The following is a 16,816-nucleotide window of genomic DNA, read 5'->3' as shown; positions in this document are numbered from 1 at the left end:
GGTCTTGGGGGCCTGCTAGGCTTCTGAGCGTTCCTGAGCCCCCGTAGCTCAGGGGATAGAGCGTCGCCCTCCGGAGGCGAAAGCGCAGGTTCGAATCCTGCCGGGGGCACCGTAGTTGACGTGGCCTTTCGAGCCACTGACCAGCGATGACTCGGTCAGTGGCCCTTTTTGTCTGTCTGGCCGTGTACGGCCATCACTGGACAGCTAAGGTCCTTCGTGCCGAGGACGTACCGAAGCCCGATCAAGATCATCAAGAGCTTGGCCGGGCCCGCGAACCCATCGGCTACCGCCTGAAACGGCTGGCGTCCTGCGTGCGCCGAGGCACCCGCCTCGACCGATGGCGCCCTTGGGTCGCCGTCTAGGTTCGGCCGACCACCCGGGCCGCGCATGCTGCCATGCCGCCGAACGCCGGCTGGACGACCCGCCTGCGATCGCCGACGCCGGGCGGCTCGCCCGAATTTTGGGGCAGCGTCCGGCCGGACACCGGCACGAGAAGTCCGTACTCCGACCGCAGGCAGCTCATCGGCCCATAGAGGGCGCGGGTTCCCCGCCGCAGCGCCGCCGTGCACCAGCACCACGCCGCCACCGGCCAGTCGAGTCCTTTTGTCCGCCCGCGTTTCCGGTGTGGAGGGCGTTCCGGCCTTAGGACGGCGTGGTCGGCATGCGCTCAGCCACCGCGACGAGGTACTCGTCGTTGTGGGAGGACCAATCTGGCAGGCATCGCCAGCCAGAATGATCCAGGAGCGCTCGCACACGGCCCTCCTCGTAGCGTGCCGAAGTGAAGCACTCAAAGCAGTGTCCGGCGTCCAGCCGGATACCGGCCCGGGAGAAGGGTTTTAGCAGCGTGCCGGTGAACGTGATCCGGTTCCCGGTGCGACGCACGTCGACCCGGACCGTCGATTCGTTCAGTCCTGCGGCGCGCAGCGGCTCTGTGGCCATGTCGAGGATGGCGCGTTGTGTGTAGTACTGCGAAGCTGCGTCGATGCAGTGCTCGGAAGCCAGGTAGACGCCGACGGCGAGGCGATCGCCCGGGTGGCTGCTTAGGTGGATGTTGCGCAGTGTCGCGGCCTCATCGAGGACGTTGCCCAGTGTGTTACCGAACAGGCAGATCAGCACAGGATTGCGACCGCTGCGCCAACGCTTGATGACGGCGGTCGCGCCAGTCTCCATATCCCATCGTCGGAAGGTATGGTCCGTCGGCAGGAGATCGGTCAATCGGCGTCGGGCACCTCGCATCAGGGTGTCGCTGAAGTCGAGACCCAAATATCTGACCGGCAGAGCTGCCCGCCGCTGCAATCGCTCGAGCAGCTGTGCAGTGTGGACGCCGTTGCTCGGGCCGATGTCACACAACTGCCGAGCGTCGAACCCACCGTCGATCATCTTGGTTACTGCCTCGACCTCGATGTCCGCCCGGCCGTCCTCGTACTCCTCTGGAAAGTCCTCGGCGAAGCGCAGCTGCTTCATCGCGGCGCTACCGGCGAAGGCAAGCCGACCGGGGACACGCCCCGCGGCCATCCCTCGCACGAGCGTGCTCTCGTCGCTACCCCGCTCGAACCAGGCTATGGCCGGCCCCTGTGCCATGGGCCGGCGTGGGGCGTTCGGATTCGCGTGTCCATCGTGGCGCCGCTAGACCAGCCAGGTGCCGTCGCGCATAAGCGCACGGTCGCCATGTTCGTTGAGCTCACGCCACGACTCGATCGAAGCGGGCGTGATAAGGAAGAATCGGTAGGTCGACGACTCCGCGGGGTTCCACTTATTCTTCGTCTCATACGCGGACGTCCGGTCCGCCCCAACATCCGCGTTGTCGAGGATTCGCGCGGCACCGTCGATCAGCACGACGTCGCGGGTATGTCCCAGGGCCACCTTGATGACCCCGGTGTCGAGGATGTTGCGCCCAGTGGGGTTTGAAGGGATCGTCGCCACCAGCAGGGTCGATCCGTCCCAATGAAAGGAGAGCGGGACCAGTGTGGGAACACCGTCCCGCGAGGCGGTGGCGGCCCACAGGTCTTGGTCGTTCTCCAACCGGTGCAGGGCGTCTTTCTTGCGGACCACGGCGGGGCGGGGTGCTTCCGTCATTCTCCAGTTACCTTTCCATCCGTCTGCGACACCGAGTACTTCATCGCCGGCACCAGTTCAGAGCACCGGATACATACAGCGGAACCCGATCTCGCTGTGACGGTCGGTGATGAGGTCCCGACCGCGGTAGTGGGTGGCGAGGCACGGCGCCGGCGACGTCCATGCCCCGCCTCTTATCACATGGAACGCGTCACGCCGATGCATGAATTCTCGCGGCGAGCGGGCGCGGAAGAATGGGTCCATGTCCTCGCGGGAGAAGTAGTTGGTTCGGGTTATCTCCCAGACATTGCCGGACATCTGCAGCGCGCCCAGAGGGCTAGCCCCAGCGGGAAGGGCATCGACGGCCACCACCGGGGCGGGTGGGAAATCGGATGCGGAGGCGTTCACGAGTAGCTCCTCCCATTCGTCGATGTCGGCAGGCTGCCGACCGAACGCGCGGGCCACGTCGTTCACACGATCAGGATCGTATTCATTTCCCCACGGATAGGTCCTGCCGTCGTTGCCCCGTGCCGCCTTCTCCCACTGGTCCTCCGACGGCAGAGAGCCTCCGGCCCATTGGGCGAAAGCCCAGGCATCGTACCAATCAACCCCGACGACGGGCAGGTCTGGCGCGCTGAAGCGCAGGTCGTGCCAATGCGAGGGTTCGTGATCTGTTCGGGCGGTCTGCTCGGGATGATCGAAGGCAGTACTGCCGTCCACGTCCCGCAGAAAATTGCGGTATCTCTCGTTCGTGACGGCCTTCCGATCGACGTAGTACGGGTCGAGGTGCACCGACCGGGCGGGGTTGTCTGTGTCGTCGAGATTAAACGGGTTGCCCCCGACGCCCGGCGCGCCGGCGGCGAACGTCCCGCCAGGAATTAGCAGGACGTCGCGATGCCGGTCGCGGGACGCGGGAGCTGGCGCCGTCCGGACGTTGGCCAGCAGCGATTCGATGTAGTCGTCCTCGCGTCTACGTAACTCGGCTGGATCCACGGTGCCGAAGATGTGGATCAGCGCCCGTTTCGCGAACGCGGCCCCGCATCCGACGGGCTTGCGGAGATAGCCGGGCCGCATGAATCTGCTCGGCCATCCTGAGACCCGCACCAACTCCTCGACGGCGATCCACAACCGGTGTTGCTGGACGAGTTGGATGCTGGTGAAGGCGACCCAGTCCACTGGATCGTGGATGCCAGCGGCGATGGATCGCGGCGTCTGCGGCTCTGAGAGGAAGTGTTCAGCCAGTAGGCGCAGACACGCCGCTCGGATCGGCCATTGCGGGCTGGACAACGCTAGCTGGGTGAGGCTCTCGTCCGCTCCTGGTGAGCCGCGCCGAGCCACGTCCTCGGCGTCGGCCACGACCGCGTTAACGCCTGACCAGTACGACGAGCAATCGATCCGCGTGGGCTCAGGCTCCAAGATCTGAAACTTTCCGCTCGTGCGGTGCAGGCTCAGTCGGCGCGTAACAGTCGGCAATAGAAGTGGAGGTCCGACCGCCTACCACTTGCTGCGGTCGTCGGAGGCATCCCGTGTCTCGAGCAACCGCTCAATCTCAAGTCGTCTACGGAGTACACCAATCCGGGAAGCTCGTCCGCTCGCCGCTTGTGCTTCTCGGGCCTCGTCGAGCGGCACGCCGTTATCTCTGTCGACCATCTGAGAGCACCTCCGCTGACCGGGGGACGCTGTACTGGCAGTACTACGTGATGTGTCGGTTGAACGTGCTGAGAGTATGACGTCCCGTACGCAACGTAAATAGTCTGAATGTCCGAGCCAGTCTGCCTACGGCTCGACAGATTCTCCATCATGGCCTTCATCGGCGAACGGACCGCTGCACCGTCGGCCGCCCGGCGTGGGCGACGCGGCCTGCCCGTATCGTTACGGACTCCGGTGGTCGGCGCGCGAAGAGTCCGCACGAGGCCGGTCGTGGGCATCGGCCTGTCGGTCTCGAGGCGAATCATGCTTCGAGACAGAGCAGCAGGTCCGAGACCGGATCGATCGGCGTTGCGGCCGCCGCGATCGAATGCACGGTCCACCGGAACAGGCCCGGTCTGGTCAGGACGACGCTGCTCTGGTACCCGCCGGCACCTGTGGGCGTCAACGGCACAGTGAACGGGGGGCCCGGTTCGGCGGGATCGACGACGCTCACCGCCAACGCCAAGTTGTCCAGGCCGGTCACGCAGTGTGCCCGCACCACCCAGTCGGTACCGACGACCGTGTAAGCCTCGGCGTCCACCGCGATCTCGTCGGCGACCGCCTGGGCGTGGCGGGGACGAGCGGTGAGGATCCCGTACAGCTGCACCAGGGATTCGTTCTGACGCTGCAGACTCGCGTGCCGACCGCCGATGAAAACGGCGTTGGCGTCGTCGGTCCATTCCGGTGGCGTCGCCGAGCACCTTGGCACAGTCCCGTCACCGCCGAAATCCGGATCGGTCGACCGCCTTGCCTGCACTTCGCCCGTCGCGGACAGGAAGGCGCCGACGTCGGTCGGCTGTCGGTGGCTCACCAGCGCGTGGTAGCGGTGTCGTCGTCCGGCCGCCGCCACGGCGGCGTCCATCCCCCTGTGGAACCGGCGCGCCCGCTCGACGGCCTGCTTCGTCAGTCCCGGTACGGGCATGCCGTCAAAGATCGTCTGCGGTGCGCCAGCCGCGGAGTCCAAGCACCCGTAGACAGGTAGCAACTCGGCCACCGACGGCAGCGAGCGCACCAGTTCGGCCAGATCAATGCGTACCGGTCCTAAACGGACGTAGCCGTTCGCCGACACGGCCAACGCCTTCAAGGCGCCCGAGTAAGGCGTTCCGATCGTGACGATGCGGCGGACGACGCCCTCCTCGTCGAGGCACTCCGCGAAGTACCTGGCGACAAGGCCGCCCATAGAGTGCCCGACCAGGATCAATTTCGCCTGCGGATACTCACGCCGTCGCCGCTCGATCAGCGGTTCAACGAAGGCGGCGAGTCGCCGGGCGGTGTACTCGTTCGACTGCCGCCAGTCGTACGGGAACTCTACGATGCCATCTCTGTCGGATGGGAATCGGCGGCGCAGCCTGTCCAGCAGTACGTCGTAGCCGTCGACGGCCCAGAAGCCGGGGACGATCGCCTGGGTGCGAAGCACGCCGGTCGCACGTACCCCATCGTCGTAACCCTCCTCGGCGGGCTGTTCGAAGGCGTCGGCCGGCAGCGCCAGGTCCCGCGTCAGGCGTTGTGGCAGCCGGTGCAGGTTGGTGACGATTTGGCGATATCCCCACACCTGGTCGGTGCCGCGGTACAGCACCGACCCGAGAATTCCCGGGATGACCACCACGATGTCGCCGTGGGTGACGGTGGACACTGGATCTCCGATCCGCTGGATTGTGCCGTCTACCTGTTTCCGGCGCTCCGCTCCCGGTTACGGCCCGCTGGTGGACGTTGTGTCGTCCCGGTGGAGGCTGATACCGAACACGCCGAGGTGGGTGGCGGCGACGATCGTCGTCGCTTCGAAAGCCAACCCATAGCAACCGCCGAGCGGGATGCCAAAGCTGTTGCCGGTCGAGACATCCCACACCCTTACGGTGCCGTCCGCGCTTGCGCTCACCGCGTGGGGCTGACCGTTAACCATGCCGCCCACCACCGTGAGGACGGCGTCGCGGTGGCCTCGCAGGACCGTGGACGATCCTGTGCGCAGATCCCACACCCTCAGCGTGTGGTCGTCGCCGGCCGACACCACACGGTCAATTCCGTCGAGGAAGGCGACCTCCCGGACCCAGCCGGTGTGTCCCGGCAGAGTCGCCGCGAGTTGCCCCGTAACCAGGTCCCAGACCCGCAGGGCGCCATCGGTGCCGCCCGACACCGCGATGCTGCGCTCCCCGGATGAGCGGCCGGCGACTGCGCGCACGCCTCCGTCATGACTGCGTACTGCCAGCACGTCACGTTCGGTTTCTATGTCCCATGCCCTTAGGTATCCGTCGTCACCGGCGGTCAAGACCACCGTGGCGGGGCCCACGCGGACCGTCGCTACGTCCAACAGCGAGCTGGGTGCCTTAACGACCCTCTTGATCATCCGCCCGTCGCCGACGTCCCAGACGACGGCTTCGCCGAAGGCGCCGACCGACACCACTACGCCGGCGCCGTCCTCGGTGCTCGTGGTCACCCGACCGATCCATCCCGTGTGGCCGGTCAACGTCCGCAGGTGACGGCCGTCGGCGAGGCGCCAGACCCGCAAGGTACGGTCAGTTCCGCCGCTAACGGCCACACGCGTCCCCAGCGCCCCGGTCACGGCCACACCCAGCACCCAGCCGCTGTGATGTACCTCGTCGACGTCGCCGACCGCGGCGATGCTCCACAATCGCACGGTCGAGTCGTCCGAGGCCGACATCGCCACGACCTCGTCCTCCAGCCGGGTGACGGCCACTCCGGTTACATCCGCAGAGTGGCCGCCAATCGCCTGCAGCAGGAGTCCTCGCTCGACGTCCCAGAGGCAGACTTTGCGGTCCGCGCCGCCGGTCAGGGCAAGCGCGGAGTCGACGAGCAGGACCGCGGACCGACCCCATGCCGCGTGCCCGGCGAGGCGGTGCCGCTCTTCTTGGCTTTCCAGGTTCCACACCCGCACCATCCGGTCGTCCCCGGTGGTCACCGCAGTCGCCTGCCCGCCGACCACGCCCACCGCGACCGCCAGGACCCATCCGTTGTGCCTGCCCAGAATGCCGCCGGCTGCGCCGCCACGCAGGTCCCACGTGCGGACCGTTGCGTCCGAGCTACCCGACACCGCCACCACATCGGCACCGGCGTGCGCCACGTCCAGCGCTCGCACGGTGCCCTCGTGTCCGCGGAATGTCTCTACCAGGGAACCTGCAGTGGCGTCCCACATCCGGACCGTCCGGTCGAAACCTCCACTGACGACCATCAGGTTGCCGTCCAGACGAGTCGCGGCAACCGCCCCCACCCAACCCTCATGGCCGCCCAGAACCTGCAGCGCCGTGCCGGTGGCTAGGTCCCAGACTTTCACTGCGGCGTCGTCACCGACGGTCACAAGCAAGGTATTGCCGTCGTCCGCGATGCAGGTGACGGCCTGCACGGAACCGTCGTGCGCTTCGATCAGCCGAATCGTGGCCCCACTGACCAGGTCCCATACGCGGACCGTGCCGTCCTCACCCCCGGTGACCGCGACCGGGCCGCCGGACAGAGTCGCGTGCGCGACAGCGTTGATGCCGCCGGTGTGTCCCTCCAGCACCCGGTGGAACGGGATCAGCGGCTGCTGCACCCATTCGGGCCACCAGCGTCCGCTCTCAGGTCGGTGGAAATCCGCGTCCTCGCCGGCCTCGAGTGCGGCCAGTCTCAGCACCGCCATGCGCTCGGTAACCGGTGCGCTGCGCATGGAGTGGGCGCGCCGCAGATAGATCCGTGCGAGTTCGGGCAGCGCTGGGTCGAGACCGGTGCCCAGCGCACCAGTCAGGATTGCGGGGTCGGCGGCGACGAGGTAGTCGGGGTCACCGGCGATGACCGGCAACTTGCCGGCTGCGGCAGCGTGCAGTGCCAGGTAGCGGGTCACATATGGGTTCACGCGGTACCAGCCCTCGGCGGCAGCTTCAGCGAGGAGCTGATCGACGATGCGGGCCTCATTGTCGGCGTCGCCGCTCATAGCCGCCGTCCGCTCTCAGATAGTCGCCGATGGACTGGTGGTATAGCCGATACACGGACTGGCCATCCTCGGAACCCTCCGCCAGATACCACCCGGCGTCACGGATTACGCCGGAGATGTCGGCTGCGTTGAACACCCGGCCGGATCCGTCGTTCGCCAGTGCCGTGGCTAGACGCGGCCAGATCCCGCGCCGAGGTAGGCCCTTTCCTCGGGCGTAGGCTAGCGGAAGCAGTGCGTCCCGGACGGCACCTGCATTCTCGAACCGATCAAGATCTAGCGAAAGTGCCTCGTGTAGACCCGCTTGCCCGACCAACGCTGGCAGGCGGCGTTCCCAGTCCGGCTCGTCGAACCACGTCTCGTCCAGCCCAGCCAGCGCCCGAACGGCGAATCGCGCGAACAGGAAGTTTCCGCCGGCCTTCGCGGTCACCCCTGCCGCGACCGCAGTGCGGCCTGGCGCAGTCGCCCAACGCGGCTCCTGGGCGAGCCGCTTATCGATGTACTTCTCGATGTCGTCGTCGGCGGTCGCATCCTGATCGAGGTCTATGACTGACACCGGCAGGCTCCGAGAACTCAAGGATTTGATCAACGGACTAGATCGGTTCGGGTCACCGCTCGTGCCGTCTTTGTCACGTCGTGTCCCCACAATGACACGGCAGCCAGGCGAGTTGGCGATGGCGCGCAGGACGTCACGGGCGATGAAGACCTCCTCACCCGGTTCCGCCTCGTCCAACGAGTCCGCGAGGACCGTCACGCGTCGGCCCGACAGCCGCAGGGCCGAGACTAGATCCCGCGGGACATTGGTCGACTCATCCAGATCTATGCCGAGCTGGTTGGCTATCTGGTAAGCCGCGTCCTCGGTTCGCCGACTCTTCAACTGCACTACGGCGTCGAAACACCCGACCGGCGGGCACGGCTCGGTGTCGTCGTCGAACAACCCCAGAGTTCGACATGAGGGCTGCGAGGCGGGATCGGCCAATACGGCCATGCGCCCGAGGAATGCCGACTTACCGCTGCCCGGCGCCCCGGTCACCACCAGGACGCCGCCCTGCGCGTCCCTCAGCCAGTCGACAGTGTCCCGCGCAGCGGCCCGCCGTCCGATGAAGAACCAGCCTCGCCCGTCTTCCCCGGCACTTGCCGCCTTGCGGACGAAGTGCAGCCGTTCGACCTCCGGTAGATCGCCTAGCAGCGGCACTCCGGAGAGGATGTCCTGCGTGATACTTGCCCGGTACCGAGGATTAGGCAGGATTTTGATGCCGTCACGGCCGGCCACGTAGGCGCACTGTTCGTCGCGCAGCCGGTCCCGCAATTCCTGACGCAGCTCGAACAGGGTGACGAATTCGTCGCCGTCCTTCCAATGCCCCGACAACGATCCGCTTTCGAGGGCATCCAACATGGCTTCAACGAATAGTCCGCTGTAGGACTTCTGGTGGTGCAAGGAAGGCACCAGGACTGCCAGATCCATCCCAGCGCCGCCTTGCGACGCAGCGGCCCTCTCGAGCGCTGTTTGAATCTCACCGGCGGCGAATCCGGAGTAGCAGGCGTCCAGCAGTATCAGTGCGGTGGTGACACCACTGTTCAGGACGGCCTGCACCAGATCGTCCGAGTCGACTGCTTTGCTGCCGAAGTATGGCGGCTCAAGCGGGCTGGAGGCGGCCAAGACGTAATGACGGCCGTTATGGAGGCGACCGTGGCCCGCCAGATACAACACGGCCCCTCTGTACCTCCGCGCCGCCCTTATATCGTCCGCCCAGGCCTCAAGCGCCTCAGTGATGTCACGAGAAGTCCTGCCAGATAGGGCACCGCATTCCAACCGGGCGACGAATCCCCACCGCGTCAGGAACAGCTCCAGTCGCCGTGCGTCATCGACGGCGGACGGCAGCTCGCGATGGCCAGTCCCTGCGTAATCGATACCGACCGAGAAGACGCTAGAACGCATTCCTGAGCTCCAAGCCACCCAGCCGATGCGAGGTCGCGATGAATTTGCCCGCGTCGCGCCTCACCTGCCGTATCCGCCGACGGCAACCCGCGATCGCTGGTAGTCGCAACTGAGTTCTACCGTTATGGATCTCGTGCGTACACTCTATCGGGTTGACCAGCCGGCACGCGATATGTTCGTGCGACAGCTCGTCGAGCGACAAGCGGTGCGAACGGTGAATCGGTTTCCGAGCGCTGGGAGATGCGCGTGGCTTTCAGTCAGTACGAGATCCTGCGAGGCCTCGGCGAGATCGTGCGTGAGGTGCTGCCTGCGGGGAGCTCTGGCCTGCGCCTCGACAAGGAGATCTCCGCCCTGGAAGTGCGCGCTGATCAGGTTGGTGCCTTGATGGGCCACGTCGCCAGTCGCTTCGGTGTTCCGATCGACGTGGACGACGTTTCCAGATTCCGGACCGTGGGTGAACTCGTCTCCTTCATCCAAGGCCATCAGCTGTAAGCGCCGGAGGGCACACCGCCAAACGCCGTGATGGAACGCTGAGCGGATCTTGGCGACGCCCCCGTTTCCAGATCGGCGCTTCGCGTGGCCGGCGCCTCGGATGCCGCACTCGGGGCCATGCCTACTTTGTGGGTGTATGAGTGGGCGGGGCACAGTGAGGACCCCACGTCACTGGCGTTGGCGCAGGACGGTGAGGACGAGGGCGCCGGCGATCGACGCTGTGCCACCGACCAGGAGTGGCAGATCAGTCGCCACTCGGTCCACCAGAAAACCGCCGAGGACAGCCCCGGTCGCCACAGCGATATTGCACACCGTCACGATGACGCCGCCGATTTGCTCGAGTCGATCGGGCTCGGTCCTGGCGCCCCAGCTCAGCACCGTGGTCGGCACTCCACCGAAACCGAATCCCCAGATCACGGCCGCGATGAAGAGCCCGGTGACGGACCTGCCGGTGACGTACATGACGATCATTCCGGCACCCAGAACGGCCGGGAAGAGCAAGACTCCGGCCCGCGGCACCCGGTCCGCGAGCGGGCCGCTGGCAGCGGTGCCGACGAAATTGGCGAGGCCGAAGACGAGGAGTAGTACGGCAAACCCGCCACCGCTGATTCCGGACATACCTTGCGCGGCGTCGCGAATGTAGGTGAAGCCGCTGAAGTGTCCGCTGAAGATGAGCAGGATCGCGAGCGACCCACCCACGACGATCCCGGAGCGAATGACGGATCCGAGCGCGTGGAGTCCGCTCACGGCGGTGGGCTTGACGACCGGCAACGTGGCGACCTGCACGGCCAGAGCGAGCGCGGCGACACCGGCACCGAGTACGAAGACGCCGCGCCAGCCCCAGACGTCGCCGAGCCAGGCGCCGAGGGGCACGGCGGCGACCGTGGCCGCGGCCACGCCCGAGTTGATCACTGTTAGTGCTCGGCCCACGTGGCCGGCCGGCACCAGGTGCGCAGCCATCGCGGTGGCCATCGCCCAGAATCCGCCGAGTGCGACACCGAGCAGGAGGCGCGCGGGCAGGACGGTGTAGAGGCTTGGCGCCACGGACACGATCAGGTTGGAGATGATCGCGAGGAGAGTCAGGCCGATCATGACGCGCCGCCGATCGGCGCGTGATACCACCACCGATATCAACAGCGCCGAGAGGGCCGCGGCGAAGGCGGTCACGCTGACGGCTTGGCCGGCCGCGCCGTCCGAGACACCGAGGTCGTCGGCGATGCGCGGCAGCAGGCTGGCCGGCAGGAACTCCGACATCACGATGGCGAAGACGCCCAGGCTCAGGGAGACGACCGCACCCCACGCGGGCGTCGTTCGCTCGACCGTAGGCACCTCGGTCGACGGGGACGTGGCAGTCAAAGTTGTGTCCTTCCGTCACTGCCGATGCCCGATGGACGTGCGACGCCCCGAGCACTTTCCGACGACGCTAGGAACGGCTCGCCGGGCCGGCCAGAGCCCCGATCAAACGGGGGTCTGACAGGACCCCGGCAAATCGGCCGGCGCCGTCCTAGGGTGGATGGGTGAGTGAGAAATCGAATGCCCTCGGTACGTTCTTGAGTGCTCGGCGGGCGCTCGTAACGCCGCGGCAAGCCGGCATTCCCGACAACGGCGTACGACGTGTGCCGGGGCTGCGCCGGGAGGAAGTCGCGATGCTTGCCGGCATCAGCGCTGATTACTACCTGCGCTTGGAGCGAGGCCGCGACCGCAACCCGTCGCCGCAGGTGCTCACGTCGATCGGACGGGTTCTCTGCCTCAACGACGAGCACATGGCTCATCTGCTCTCCCTGGCCGTGGACGCGCCGCGGAAGCACCGCCGGATCCGTCCTCGCGAGGAGACGGTGCCGAACGGGGCGCTCGGGTTGCTGAACTCCCTCGTGCAGCCCGCCTTCATCGAGGGCCGCTACTTCGACATCCTGGCCACCAACAATCTGGCCCGGGCCCTTTCGCCCGGGCTCGATGTCGGCGGAAACCAGCTTCGGGACTTCTTCCTGGACCCGGCGCAGCAGACTCTGTATCCCGAGTGGGAGGCGATGACGGAGTGCTTTGTCGCCAACCTTCACCAGGCTGTCGGAGCCGACATCGAGGACCCACGGTTCATCGAGCTCACCGGTGAGCTGTCGCTGGCGAGCGTGACGTTCCGACAGCTCTGGGCACGGCACGAGGTGCGCGCGCAGTACGGCACACCGATTCGGTTCAACCATCCGGAGCTCGGCGAGCTGGTGCTGAACCGGGAACGGCTGGCGATCAGCGGTACGGACGGGCAGTGGCTGGTGATCTACCACGCGGATGCGGGATCCCCTGACGCCGAGAAGCTGTCGATCCTGGCCTCGGCCGGTCTGCCGACCCGGCAACCGCAGCGGCGATTCCAGCCGCATGAGACTCCCCGGTCGGAAAACCACCGTTGACGACCATCGGAATCCTGGGTGCCGGTCAGGTCGGACGTACGCTGGCCCGCGCGTCGGTCATGAACGGCTATGACGTCGTCATCGCCAACTCGCGAGGACCGGAGACCCTGGCCGGTTTCCTCCACGAGCTGGGTCCGCGCGCCCGGGGCGCGTCCCCGGCCGAGGCCGCCGAGAGAGCCGCATTCGCGATCATCGCCTTCCGCTATACCCCACAGGACCGCCTCCCGGTCGATGAGCTGGCGGGCAAGGTCGTTCTCGACACCAACAACTACATGGCGGCCCGCGACGGCATTTATCCCGAGGTGAGCTCTGGGCGCAAGACCGTTCATGAGTTGCGTCAGGAGCAGCTGCCAACCTCCAAGATTGCCAAGGCTTTCTCGCACGTGCAGCATCACCCGCCGCTCCGGCCGGACACTCCCGATGACGCCTTGCCCGGCCTCTTCCGTCTGGCCCGGCCGGCCGGAGCCACGGACCGGCGAGCGCTGGTGGTCTCCAGCAACCACCTGGATGCGGTCGACCTCGTCACCGATCTCTATGACCAATTCGGGTACGACACGGTCGACAACAGTCCTCTCAGTGAGTCCTGGCGCAGCGCTGCGGGCACGCCGATGTGGCAGTTCATCGTCGACGGACAAAGTCGCGAAGAGTTGATCCTCAACCTGAAACGGGCAACGCGTTTCCGCCGGTAATCGCAGTCGATTGGCCAGACCGGACCGCTGAGCGCGCGTCGGTCATCGCAGCGCCTGGCCGCACCGCCCATGAGTTGGCGAATACTCGTGCCGCCGCGACGGTGGTCCTTTCAATCCCCCTGTTCCTTGGGGCCCTGGTTGAGGCGAAGGGCCCGTCGTAGCGTTGTTTGTGGGCCGATCACCAGCCCCAACAGGCCATAGGAAAGGGAAGATCATGACCGACACAGAATTTGTGCGCGCCTGGTACGAGCGCTACATCGCGGCGCTCAACGCCCATGAATTCGACGGCATGGACGAATTCATCAACGACACCACCACGCTGAACGGCGAGCCGGCGACGAGGGACGACCTGCTGGCGGTGCAGAAGGCCGATGTCGATGCCGTTCCCGACCTCCATTGGGAGCTTCATGAGCTGCTTTTCGACGGCGATCGCCTCGCCGCTCGCCTGACCAACACCGGCACTCCCGCGAAGGAGTGGCTCGGGGTGCCCGCCACCGGAAGATCTTTCGAGATCACGGAGTACGCGATCTATCAGGTCAGGGACGGGCGGTTCGTGCACATGGCCGCGCTGCACGACGCGACCACGATGAAGCGGCAGCTGGCTGCCTGACCGCCGACGAGCCGGCGAGGGCGGGCTCCCGCCCTCCGCCGACCGGATCCGTCCCACGGTCCCAACATCCGATCTTTGATTCGGGAAGAGCTATGCCTGTCACATTGATAACCGGCGGCGCGAATGGCATCGGCCTTGAAACCGCCAAGCAGCTTGTCGCATTGGGCCACACCGTCTTCATCGGCGATCGGGACACGAAACAAGGACTACGCGCCGAAGCGACGGTCGGCGCACGCTTCATCCCCCTCGATGTTACCGATGACGCTTCCGTTCAACGTGCCATCACCCATGTCGGTTCGACCGAGGGCCGGCTGGACGTGCTGGTGAACAATGCCGGAATCCATGGCGGCGGCGTCATCGACGGCCCGACTGCCTTGAAGGTATTCGACACCAACGCAATCGGATGGGTGCGCGTCACCGAAGCGGCACTTCCCCTGTTGCGTGAGTCGAGCAGTCCTGTTGTCGTGACCGTTTCCAGCAGTGCTGGATCGTTCTGGGCGGTGACCAATCCGAGCCGCCCCGAATATGGTCTTTTTCTCCCACTCTATTCGGCATCCAAGTCGGCGATCACCATGCTCACCGTCCAGTACGCGAAGGCATATCCCGGTATCAAGTTCAACGCTGTGGAGCCGGGCACGACCGCGACCGGCATGACGGCATCCCTGCGGATCGAAGGTCGTCCGGCCGAAGAGAGCGCGAAGGTCGTCGTCAGATTGGCCACGCTGGGTCCCGAGGGCCCGACCGCGACTCTGCAGGATGACGACGGCGCCATTCCCTGGTAGTCCCGACCGGTCAGGTCCCGCCGCGACACCCGTAAAGACAGGTGGGGTCACGCCACCAGGCGTAGCCAGGCGTCCGCGAGTGCGGCGTGGCCGGCCGGTGTCGGGTGCACCCCGTCCTCGGACCAGTGTTCCGGCCTGGTTCTCGTGGCGAGGCCGGCGAACATGCCGTCGGCGGCGAGCAGGTGTGCGCCGTACTCAGCGGCGAGTCGGCGGACGGCCGCGATCTTCGGGTTCAGGCCGGTGCGCCAGGCGCGGCGGACGTCGTCGTCGATGAGGATGGCGCCGGATTCGCCATCGCGGTGGATACCGGCTTCGATGACGCCGTGGATCGGCAGGAGGAACGGCTCGATGAGGATGATCTCGGTGCCGGCCCCGGCCAGGGGAGCGAGCAGGCGGTCATAGCCCGCCGCGAACTCGTCGGCCGAGATCTCGTGGCCATTCGGGTCCAGGGTGTGCCAGCCGTTGTCGTTGACTCCGACGAGGATCGACACCAGATCGGGGCGTACGTCGAGCACGTCGGCCTGCCAGCGGGCCTCGAGGTCCCTGACCTTGTCGCCGGCGTGTCCGGTGTTCAGCCAGGTGATGGGCCGGTCGGGGTGCCGGAAGCTCCATTCGCCGGCGATCCGGAGCGGGTAGCCGTACCGGTCTTCGCCGTCGGGCCGCCACAGGTCGGTGATCGAGTCGCCGGTGAACATCACGGTGGCGCCCGGCCGCAGGGTGATCGTCATGCCGTCGAGCCTGATGGGCCTGGCTGGCAGGGAGCGCACAGAGGACTGGTACCGGCCTGGCATTCCCGCCGCGCGCTGTCAGGCCGGTGCGATGTGCACGCTGGATCCGGGCCGAACTCCACGACGATGATGCTGACCCTCGGGAGGAAGAGCGGTAGCGTGCCCGTCATGCCCGAGTCCGTCCGTGATCTGATGCCCGGCGCGATCGATCGGTTCGGTGCTCGGGTGCACGCGGTCGCCCGCTGGGACGATCCGACGCCGTGCACCGAGTGGACGGTCCGGGAACTGGTCAATCACCTGGTCGGCGAGCACCTGTGGGTGCCACACCTGCTCGCCGGGGAGGGCTTGGAGCAGGTGGGCGACCGTTACGACGGTGACGTTCTGGGCGACGACCCGGTGCGCGCCTGGGATCGGGCAGCGGCACGATCCCTCGCGGCGTGGAAGGGCGCCGACCTGTCCGGCACGGCTCGGTTCTCCTTCGGCGAAGCACCCCTGACCGTGTACGCCGAACAGATGCTCCTCGACCTGACCGTCCACGAGTGGGACCTGGCCCGGGCGACCAGGCAGCCCGAGTCGCTCGACCCGGCCGCGGTCGCCCGGGGCCTGACCTATGCCCAGGCCAACGCCGAGCGCATGGCCGGCCTGGGCATCGTCGCCCCTCCGGTGCCCACCATCAGCACCGACCCCGCCGTCCAACTCCTCTCCGCGCTGGGCCGCGCTGTCTGATCAGGCCGCCGCGCGGACGTCGTGCTGGGCCGCGCTGTCTGATCAGGCCGCCGCGCGGACGTCGTGCTGGCCGCGCCGTCTGATCAGGCCGCCGTGTGTGCACCGTCGTGCTGGGCCGCGCTGTTCGATCAGGCGGCTGCGGGCACGGCCGAGCGGACGTCGCGCAGGGCCGCCGCCCAGGTCTCGAGCTGCCCGAACATCACCCCGGCGAAGTTGCGCTGCATCTCGCTCGGGGTGAAGGACGTGTAGTTCTCGAAGTCGGTGAAGATCGAGAAGCTCAGCTGCTGCTGGACGTGGGCCACCTGCAGTTCACTCAGGACGCCGCGCAGGTGTTCGATGGCGCGTGCGCCGCCGACCATGCCGTAGCTGACGAGCGCGGCGGCCTTGTTGGTCCACTCGTCGTACAAATAGTCGATGGCGTTCTTGAGTACGCCGGATGTCGAGTGGTTGTACTCGGGGGTGACGAAGACGTAGCCGTCGTACCCGGCGATCTTGGCCGCCCAGGCCTTGGTGTGTTCCTGGGAGTAGCGCGCGGCGCCGAGCTTGGCCGAGGCCGGCTCGTCCAGGTGCGGCAGGGGGTAGTCGAGTAGGTCGACCAGTTCGTAGTCGGCGCCGGTGCGGCCGGCGGCCTGGGCCAGGACCCAGTCGGCGACGGCTTTGCCATTGCGGCCGGGGCGGGTGCTGCCAACGATGACGGCGATCTTCATGGGAGGCTCCTCGGGTCATCACGTGAACGTTCATGTGAGAGCGTGGCACACAATCGCGTGAATGTTCATGTGATTCCTTAC

General features: G+C 66.6%; 15 protein-coding genes and 1 tRNA gene. 7 read left to right on the top strand and 9 right to left on the bottom strand.

Annotated features, from left to right (window positions below; genetic code table 11):
* Positions 1 to 37 precede the first annotated feature (37 nt).
* Positions 38 to 109 (top strand) — tRNA-Arg (locus tag ACGFIO_RS01250).
* A 533-nt stretch (positions 110 to 642) separates the two neighbouring features.
* Here the strand turns inward: ACGFIO_RS01250 and ACGFIO_RS01245 are convergent.
* The 6 genes from ACGFIO_RS01245 to ACGFIO_RS01220 form a co-directional block, all read right to left on the bottom strand.
* Complete coding sequence (locus tag ACGFIO_RS01245) at positions 643 to 1,464, bottom strand: L-histidine N(alpha)-methyltransferase (RefSeq protein ID WP_392820463.1); 822 nt, start codon at positions 1,462 to 1,464, stop codon at positions 643 to 645.
* Between the two features lie 162 nt (positions 1,465 to 1,626).
* Positions 1,627 to 2,076: a pyridoxamine 5'-phosphate oxidase family protein gene (locus ACGFIO_RS01240; protein ID WP_392820460.1), complete on the bottom strand. Its 450-nt coding sequence runs from the start codon at positions 2,074 to 2,076 to the stop codon at positions 1,627 to 1,629.
* A gap of 57 nt (positions 2,077 to 2,133) precedes the next feature.
* A complete protein-coding gene (locus ACGFIO_RS01235) occupies positions 2,134 to 3,411 on the bottom strand; it encodes a formylglycine-generating enzyme family protein (RefSeq protein ID WP_392820458.1) in 1,278 nt (425 codons plus the stop codon).
* 595 nt (positions 3,412 to 4,006) lie between these two features.
* Positions 4,007 to 5,377, bottom strand: a complete 1,371-nt coding sequence (locus tag ACGFIO_RS01230; protein WP_392820455.1) for an alpha/beta fold hydrolase — start codon at positions 5,375 to 5,377, stop codon at positions 4,007 to 4,009.
* 57 nt (positions 5,378 to 5,434) lie between these two features.
* Positions 5,435 to 7,663, bottom strand: a complete 2,229-nt coding sequence (locus ACGFIO_RS01225; protein ID WP_392820452.1) for a WD40 repeat domain-containing protein — start codon at positions 7,661 to 7,663, stop codon at positions 5,435 to 5,437.
* The gene (locus ACGFIO_RS01220) at positions 7,641 to 9,371 is read right to left on the bottom strand and encodes a hypothetical protein (RefSeq protein ID WP_392820450.1); all 1,731 of its coding nucleotides are present in this window, start codon (positions 9,369 to 9,371) and stop codon (positions 7,641 to 7,643) included. Before ACGFIO_RS01220 ends, ACGFIO_RS01225 begins: the two co-directional genes overlap by 23 nt.
* Before the next feature lie 474 nt (positions 9,372 to 9,845).
* Here ACGFIO_RS01220 and ACGFIO_RS01215 point away from each other — a divergent pair, with 474 nt between their 5' ends.
* Positions 9,846 to 10,091: a hypothetical protein gene (locus tag ACGFIO_RS01215; protein ID WP_392820447.1), complete on the top strand. Its 246-nt coding sequence runs from the start codon at positions 9,846 to 9,848 to the stop codon at positions 10,089 to 10,091.
* 168 nt (positions 10,092 to 10,259) lie between these two features.
* Here the strand turns inward: ACGFIO_RS01215 and ACGFIO_RS01210 are convergent, their stop codons facing one another.
* A complete protein-coding gene (locus tag ACGFIO_RS01210; protein WP_392822523.1) occupies positions 10,260 to 11,420 on the bottom strand; it encodes an MFS transporter in 1,161 nt (386 codons plus the stop codon).
* A gap of 188 nt (positions 11,421 to 11,608) precedes the next feature.
* Here ACGFIO_RS01210 and ACGFIO_RS01205 point away from each other — a divergent pair, with 188 nt between their 5' ends.
* The 4 genes from ACGFIO_RS01205 to ACGFIO_RS01190 all read left to right on the top strand — a co-directional run bounded on the left by ACGFIO_RS01205 (position 11,609) and on the right by ACGFIO_RS01190 (position 14,574).
* Positions 11,609 to 12,493, top strand: coding sequence for a helix-turn-helix transcriptional regulator (locus ACGFIO_RS01205; protein WP_392820445.1), 885 nt, complete (start codon positions 11,609 to 11,611; stop codon positions 12,491 to 12,493).
* Positions 12,490 to 13,182: an NADPH-dependent F420 reductase gene (locus tag ACGFIO_RS01200; RefSeq protein WP_392820443.1), complete on the top strand. Its 693-nt coding sequence runs from the start codon at positions 12,490 to 12,492 to the stop codon at positions 13,180 to 13,182. Before ACGFIO_RS01205 ends, ACGFIO_RS01200 begins: the two co-directional genes overlap by 4 nt.
* 214 nt (positions 13,183 to 13,396) lie before the next feature.
* Positions 13,397 to 13,792, top strand: a complete 396-nt coding sequence (locus ACGFIO_RS01195) for an ester cyclase (RefSeq protein ID WP_392820440.1) — start codon at positions 13,397 to 13,399, stop codon at positions 13,790 to 13,792.
* A 92-nt stretch (positions 13,793 to 13,884) separates the two neighbouring features.
* Complete coding sequence (locus tag ACGFIO_RS01190) at positions 13,885 to 14,574, top strand: SDR family NAD(P)-dependent oxidoreductase (RefSeq protein WP_392820437.1); 690 nt, start codon at positions 13,885 to 13,887, stop codon at positions 14,572 to 14,574.
* A gap of 47 nt (positions 14,575 to 14,621) precedes the next feature.
* Here the strand turns inward: ACGFIO_RS01190 and ACGFIO_RS01185 are convergent, their stop codons facing one another.
* Positions 14,622 to 15,302, bottom strand: a complete 681-nt coding sequence (locus ACGFIO_RS01185) for an SGNH/GDSL hydrolase family protein (protein WP_392820435.1) — start codon at positions 15,300 to 15,302, stop codon at positions 14,622 to 14,624.
* Positions 15,303 to 15,470: 168 nt separating this feature from the next.
* On the opposite strand from ACGFIO_RS01185, the gene ACGFIO_RS01180 reads away from it, so the two are divergent.
* Positions 15,471 to 16,028 (top strand): TIGR03086 family metal-binding protein, encoded by a 558-nt coding sequence (locus ACGFIO_RS01180; protein ID WP_392820432.1) that lies wholly within the window; start codon positions 15,471 to 15,473, stop codon positions 16,026 to 16,028.
* 128 nt (positions 16,029 to 16,156) lie between these two features.
* Here ACGFIO_RS01180 and ACGFIO_RS01175 read toward each other — a convergent pair whose 3' ends face one another.
* Positions 16,157 to 16,735 (bottom strand): NADPH-dependent FMN reductase, encoded by a 579-nt coding sequence (locus ACGFIO_RS01175; protein ID WP_392820430.1) that lies wholly within the window; start codon positions 16,733 to 16,735, stop codon positions 16,157 to 16,159.
* Positions 16,736 to 16,816: the final 81 nt, after the last annotated feature.

It is taken from the genome of Actinoplanes sp. NPDC049265 (genome assembly GCF_043197135.1).
GTDB lineage: Bacteria > Actinomycetota > Actinomycetes > Mycobacteriales > Micromonosporaceae > Actinoplanes.
Note: the sequence above shows the minus strand (reverse complement) of the source record. Positions and strands in the feature narration are given on the sequence as shown.

What these genes read in the sequence shown, in the direction of transcription:
- ACGFIO_RS01240 (WP_392820460.1), bottom strand. Translation starts at nt 2,076, where the DNA reads ATGACGGAAGCACCCCGCCCCGCCGTGGTCCGCAAGAAAGACGCCCTG.
- ACGFIO_RS01245 (WP_392820463.1), bottom strand. Translation starts at nt 1,464, where the DNA reads ATGAAGCAGCTGCGCTTCGCCGAGGACTTTCCAGAGGAGTACGAGGAC.
- ACGFIO_RS01225 (WP_392820452.1), bottom strand. Translation starts at nt 7,663, where the DNA reads ATGAGCGGCGACGCCGACAATGAGGCCCGCATCGTCGATCAGCTCCTC.
- ACGFIO_RS01190 (WP_392820437.1), top strand. Translation starts at nt 13,885, where the DNA reads ATGCCTGTCACATTGATAACCGGCGGCGCGAATGGCATCGGCCTTGAA.
- ACGFIO_RS01195 (WP_392820440.1), top strand. Translation starts at nt 13,397, where the DNA reads ATGACCGACACAGAATTTGTGCGCGCCTGGTACGAGCGCTACATCGCG.
- ACGFIO_RS01185 (WP_392820435.1), bottom strand. Translation starts at nt 15,302, where the DNA reads ATGACGATCACCCTGCGGCCGGGCGCCACCGTGATGTTCACCGGCGAC.
- ACGFIO_RS01175 (WP_392820430.1), bottom strand. Translation starts at nt 16,735, where the DNA reads ATGAAGATCGCCGTCATCGTTGGCAGCACCCGCCCCGGCCGCAATGGC.
- ACGFIO_RS01180 (WP_392820432.1), top strand. Translation starts at nt 15,471, where the DNA reads ATGCCCGAGTCCGTCCGTGATCTGATGCCCGGCGCGATCGATCGGTTC.